The 5,864-nt window shown below is 55.9% G+C and carries 3 rRNA genes; all 3 read left to right on the top strand.

The window, feature by feature from the left end:
* The first annotated feature begins 145 nt into the window (after positions 1 to 145).
* The 3 genes from FDK12_RS14920 (at position 146) to rrf (ending at position 5,804) form a co-directional block, all read left to right on the top strand.
* Positions 146 to 1,678, top strand: a 16S ribosomal RNA gene (locus FDK12_RS14920).
* 525 nt (positions 1,679 to 2,203) lie between these two features.
* Positions 2,204 to 5,359, top strand: a 23S ribosomal RNA gene (locus tag FDK12_RS14915).
* Between the two features lie 328 nt (positions 5,360 to 5,687).
* Positions 5,688 to 5,804: ribosomal RNA gene (rrf, locus tag FDK12_RS14910) — 5S ribosomal RNA — on the top strand.
* The 16S, 23S and 5S rRNA genes sit together here, the layout of an rRNA operon.
* Positions 5,805 to 5,864 lie beyond the last annotated feature (60 nt).

Below are 5,864 nucleotides of genomic sequence, written 5' to 3'. Positions count from 1 at the left end.
TTTGTTGATACCGATTGTTTTTTGATTGGTTGAATTTGCTGGTTGCCGCGCCTTTTGTGTGGTGGCTGGTTTTTTTGGCTGGTTTCGAATTTTGTGCAGCAGTGTTGCCCGTTTTCCCGGGTTTCGTTGTTGTGTCTGTAATGCATTTACGGAGAGTTTGATCCTGGCTCAGGATGAACGCTGGCGGCGTGCTTAACACATGCAAGTCGAACGATGAACCTCACTTGTGGGGGGATTAGTGGCGAACGGGTGAGTAACACGTGAGTAACCTGCCCTTGACTCTGGGATAAGCCTGGGAAACCGGGTCTAATACTGGATACGACCTTCTGGCGCATGCCATGTTGGTGGAAAGCTTTTGTGGTTTTGGATGGACTCGCGGCCTATCAGCTTGTTGGTGGGGTAATGGCCTACCAAGGCGACGACGGGTAGCCGGCCTGAGAGGGTGACCGGCCACACTGGGACTGAGACACGGCCCAGACTCCTACGGGAGGCAGCAGTGGGGAATATTGCACAATGGGCGCAAGCCTGATGCAGCGACGCCGCGTGAGGGATGAAGGCCTTCGGGTTGTAAACCTCTTTCAGTAGGGAAGAAGCTGGCCTTTGGGTTGGTGACGGTACCTGCAGAAGAAGCGCCGGCTAACTACGTGCCAGCAGCCGCGGTAATACGTAGGGCGCAAGCGTTATCCGGAATTATTGGGCGTAAAGAGCTCGTAGGCGGTTTGTCGCGTCTGCCGTGAAAGTCCGGGGCTTAACTCCGGATCTGCGGTGGGTACGGGCAGACTAGAGTGCAGTAGGGGAGACTGGAATTCCTGGTGTAGCGGTGAAATGCGCAGATATCAGGAGGAACACCGATGGCGAAGGCAGGTCTCTGGGCTGTAACTGACGCTGAGGAGCGAAAGCATGGGGAGCGAACAGGATTAGATACCCTGGTAGTCCATGCCGTAAACGTTGGGCACTAGGTGTGGGGGACATTCCACGTTTTCCGCGCCGTAGCTAACGCATTAAGTGCCCCGCCTGGGGAGTACGGCCGCAAGGCTAAAACTCAAAGGAATTGACGGGGGCCCGCACAAGCGGCGGAGCATGCGGATTAATTCGATGCAACGCGAAGAACCTTACCAAGGCTTGACATGAACCGGAATGATGCAGAGATGTGTCAGCCACTTGTGGCCGGTTTACAGGTGGTGCATGGTTGTCGTCAGCTCGTGTCGTGAGATGTTGGGTTAAGTCCCGCAACGAGCGCAACCCTCGTTCCATGTTGCCAGCGGGTTATGCCGGGGACTCATGGGAGACTGCCGGGGTCAACTCGGAGGAAGGTGGGGACGACGTCAAATCATCATGCCCCTTATGTCTTGGGCTTCACGCATGCTACAATGGCCGGTACAAAGGGTTGCGATACTGTGAGGTGGAGCTAATCCCAAAAAGCCGGTCTCAGTTCGGATTGAGGTCTGCAACTCGACCTCATGAAGTTGGAGTCGCTAGTAATCGCAGATCAGCAACGCTGCGGTGAATACGTTCCCGGGCCTTGTACACACCGCCCGTCAAGTCACGAAAGTTGGTAACACCCGAAGCCGGTGGCCTAACCCCTTGTGGGAGGGAGCCGTCGAAGGTGGGACCGGCGATTGGGACTAAGTCGTAACAAGGTAGCCGTACCGGAAGGTGCGGCTGGATCACCTCCTTTCTAAGGAGCGCCTCAGGTTCATGTGTCCGCCCTCAGTGGTGGGTGTGTGGCTTGCAGGAGTTAGCCCATAGCGCGGGCGTTTGTTCCGCGGTGGGTGCTCATGGGTGGAATATCAATGGATAGGTGCCTGTCGGTGTCTGATGGTGTGTGAGTACGTTGCGTGTCCTGGTTCTCCTGTGAGGGGGTTCCGGGGTGTGTTTCTGGAAAGCGTGGTGTTGGGTGTTGGTGGGTGATCGTTTGGCACACTGTTGGGTCCTGAGATAACAGGGCCTTGTTCTGTCTGGGTTGTGGTCCTGGTGTTGTTTGCCGGGGGTGTGGTCCGGGTGGGGTGGGGTTTGGTTGTTTCTGGTTTTTTCCTGCGCATGCTGCGCGCACCGTGTTTGTTGGTGTGTGTGGGTGTGTTGGGGTTGTTGGTTGAGAACTGCATAGTGGACGCGAGCATCTTAAAAAGAAGCAATTTCTATAGAATCTGGTTCCGGACTTCGTGTTCGGGCCTGGTTCTCTCGATATGTTTTTGATCTTAGTGGTCAAGTTTTTAAGGGCACACGGTGGATGCCTTGGCATCAGGAGCCGAAGAAGGACGTGGGAATCTGCGATAAGCCTGGGGGAGTTGATAACCGAACTTTGATCCCAGGATGTCCGAATGGGGAAACCCCGCCCGGCGCGCGAGTGACCGGGTGACCCGTATCTGAACACATAGGGTACGTGGAGGGAACGTGGGGAAGTGAAACATCTCAGTACCCACAGGAAGAGAAAACAATAGTGATTCCGTCAGTAGTGGCGAGCGAACGCGGATCAGGCTAAACCAGTGGTGTGTGATAGCCGGCGGGCGTTGCATCACTGGGGTTGTGGGACTTTCCGTTCCAGTTCTGCCGGACTGGTGAAATGAGTGCGTGCGTATAGGTGAACGGGTTTGAAAGCCCGGCCGGAGAGGGTGTTAGTCCCGTAACCGTAATGCGTGACGCCGTTTGGAGAGGATCCCAAGTAGCACGGGGCCCGAGAAATCCCGTGCGAATCTGCCAGGACCACCTGGTAAGCCTAAATACTCCCTGATGACCGATAGCGGACCAGTACCGTGAGGGAAAGGTGAAAAGTACCCCGGGAGGGGAGTGAAATAGTACCTGAAACCGTGTGCCTACAAACCGTCGGAGCAGCCTTGTAGTTGTGACGGCGTGCCTTTTGAAGAATGAGCCTGCGAGTTAGTGTTACGTCGCGAGGTTAACCCGTGTGGGGAAGCCGTAGCGAAAGCGAGTCTGAATAGGGCGAACGGAGTGGCGTGATCTAGACCCGAAGCGAAGTGATCTACCCATGGCCAGGTTGAAGCGACGGTAAGACGTCGTGGAGGACCGAACCCACTTCAGTTGAAAATGGAGGGGATGAGCTGTGGGTAGGGGTGAAAGGCCAATCAAACTTCGTGATAGCTGGTTCTCCCCGAAATGCATTTAGGTGCAGCGTTGCGTGTTTCTTATCGGAGGTAGAGCTACTGGATGGCTAATGGGCCCTACAAGGTTACTGACGTCAGCCAAACTCCGAATGCCGGTAAGTGAGAGCGCAGCAGTGAGACTGTGGGGGATAAGCTTCATAGTCGAGAGGGAAACAGCCCAGACCACCAACTAAGGCCCCTAAGCGTGTGCTAAGTGGGAAAGGATGTGGAGTTGCCCAGACAACCAGGAGGTTGGCTTAGAAGCAGCCACCCTTGAAAGAGTGCGTAATAGCTCACTGGTCAAGTGATTCCGCGCCGACAATGTAGCGGGGCTCAAGTACACCGCCGAAGTTGTGGCATTCACATATATCCCAAGCCGGAGACTTGTTCTCTTGGTTCAAGGGTGTGGATGGGTAGGGGAGCGTCGTGTGGGCAGTGAAGTCGCGGTGTAAACCAGCGGTGGAGCCTACACGAGTGAGAATGCAGGCATGAGTAGCGAAAGACGGGTGAGAAACCCGTCCGCCGAATGATCAAGGGTTCCAGGGTCAAGCTAATCTGCCCTGGGTAAGTCGGGACCTAAGGCGAGGCCGACAGGCGTAGTCGATGGACAACGGGTTGATATTCCCGTACCGGCGAAAAACCGCCAATACTGATCGAGGGATACTAACCGCCAGAAGCATGACCGCCCACCCTTGTGGTGACGTGGTTTTTTGTGGATCGCGGGACCTGATCTCGGGAGGTAAGCGTATTAACAGGTGTGACGCAGGAAGGTAGCCAAGCCGGGCGATGGTTGTCCCGGTCTAAGGATGTAGGGCAGAACGTAGGCAAATCCGCGTTCTTGTGTTCGATCACGGGCCTGAGATCTGATGGGACCCCCGTATGGGGGAATTTGGTGATCCTATGCTGCCGAGAAAAGCATCGGCGCGAGGTTTTAGCCGCCCGTACCCCAAACCGACACAGGTGATCAGGTAGAGAATACTAAGGCGATCGAGAGAATTATGGTTAAGGAACTCGGCAAAATGCCCCCGTAACTTCGGGAGAAGGGGGGCCCCAACTGTGATGGTGACTTGCTCACCGGAGCGGATCAGGGCCGCAGAGACCAGGGGGAAGCGACTGTTTACTAAAAACACAGGTCCGTGCGAAGTCGCAAGACGATGTATACGGACTGACTCCTGCCCGGTGCTGGAAGGTTAAGAGGACCGGTTAGTTTCACGCTTGCGTGGGACGAAGCTGGGAATTTAAGCCCCAGTAAACGGCGGTGGTAACTATAACCATCCTAAGGTAGCGAAATTCCTTGTCGGGTAAGTTCCGACCTGCACGAATGGAGTAACGACTTCCCCGCTGTCTCAACCATAAACTCGGCGAAATTGCAGTACGAGTAAAGATGCTCGTTACGCGCAGCAGGACGGAAAGACCCCGAGACCTTCACTATAGTTTGGTATTGGTGTTCGGTGTGGCTTGTGTAGGATAGGTGGGAGACTGTGAAGCGTGGACGCCAGTTCACGTGGAGTCATCGTTGAAATACCACTCTGGTCACTCTGGATATCTAACTTCGGCCCGTAATCCGGGTCAGGGACAGTGCCTGATGGGTAGTTTAACTGGGGCGGTTGCCTCCTAAAAAGTAACGGAGGCGCCCAAAGGTTCCCTCAGCCTGGTTGGCAATCAGGTGGCGAGTGTAAGTGCACAAGGGAGCTTGACTGTGAGAGAGACATCTCGAGCAGGGACGAAAGTCGGGACTAGTGATCCGGCGGTACATTGTGGAATGGCCGTCGCTCAACGGATAAAAGGTACCTCGGGGATAACAGGCTGATCTTGCCCAAGAGTCCATATCGACGGCATGGTTTGGCACCTCGATGTCGGCTCGTCGCATCCTGGGGCTGGAGTAGGTCCCAAGGGTTGGGCTGTTCGCCCATTAAAGCGGTACGCGAGCTGGGTTTAGAACGTCGTGAGACAGTTCGGTCCCTATCCGCTGCGCGCGCAGGAAATTTGAGAAGGGCTGTCCTTAGTACGAGAGGACCGGGACGGACGAACCTCTGGTGTGTCAGTTGTACTGCCAAGTGCACCGCTGATTAGCTACGTTCGGATGGGATAACCGCTGAAAGCATCTAAGCGGGAAGCCTGCTTCAAGATGAGATTTCCATACACCTCGTGTGTGAGAGGCCCCCAGCCAGACCACTGGGTTGATAGGCCGGATGTGGAAGCAGGGACTAAAGACCTGTGAAGCTGACCGGTACTAATAAGCCGATAACTTACACCACACACCCACCCCCACCAGGGACCACGTGGAACCCCCCAGCGGCCGGCAACGGAACCGCCCAAGGGAACCACCAAACCCCCGGCTGGAAACCACGGGAGGGTGAAGATCAAACATGCTACGCGTCCACTATGCGGTTCCCAACCAACAACCGCCGAACCCCCCTACAACCCCCACCACAAGTGGGCGGGACACGAGGGCATAACTGAATACACGACACACACCCACCCACCACCCGGGCACAACCCAGGCGGCGGCGTGGATGATGTAACCACAGATTTACCAGCACACCCCCCCGCCAGCCGGGATAGGGCACACCTGGTAGCAAGAGTTACGGCGGTCATAGCGTGGGGGAAACGCCCGGTCCCATTCCGAACCCGGAAGCTAAGACCCACAGCGCCGATGGTACTGCACCCGAGAGAGTGTGGGAGAGTAGGACACCGCCGGACAACCATTACAGTGAAGGCCCCACACCACCAGGTGCGGGGCCTTCACCCCTTTAACCACCC

It is taken from the genome of Arthrobacter sp. NamB2, from assembly GCF_005281365.1.
Classification (GTDB): Bacteria; Actinomycetota; Actinomycetes; order Actinomycetales; family Micrococcaceae; genus Arthrobacter_D.
The sequence above is the reverse complement of the archived record's forward strand: the minus strand, read 5'-3'. Positions and strand labels throughout refer to the sequence as shown.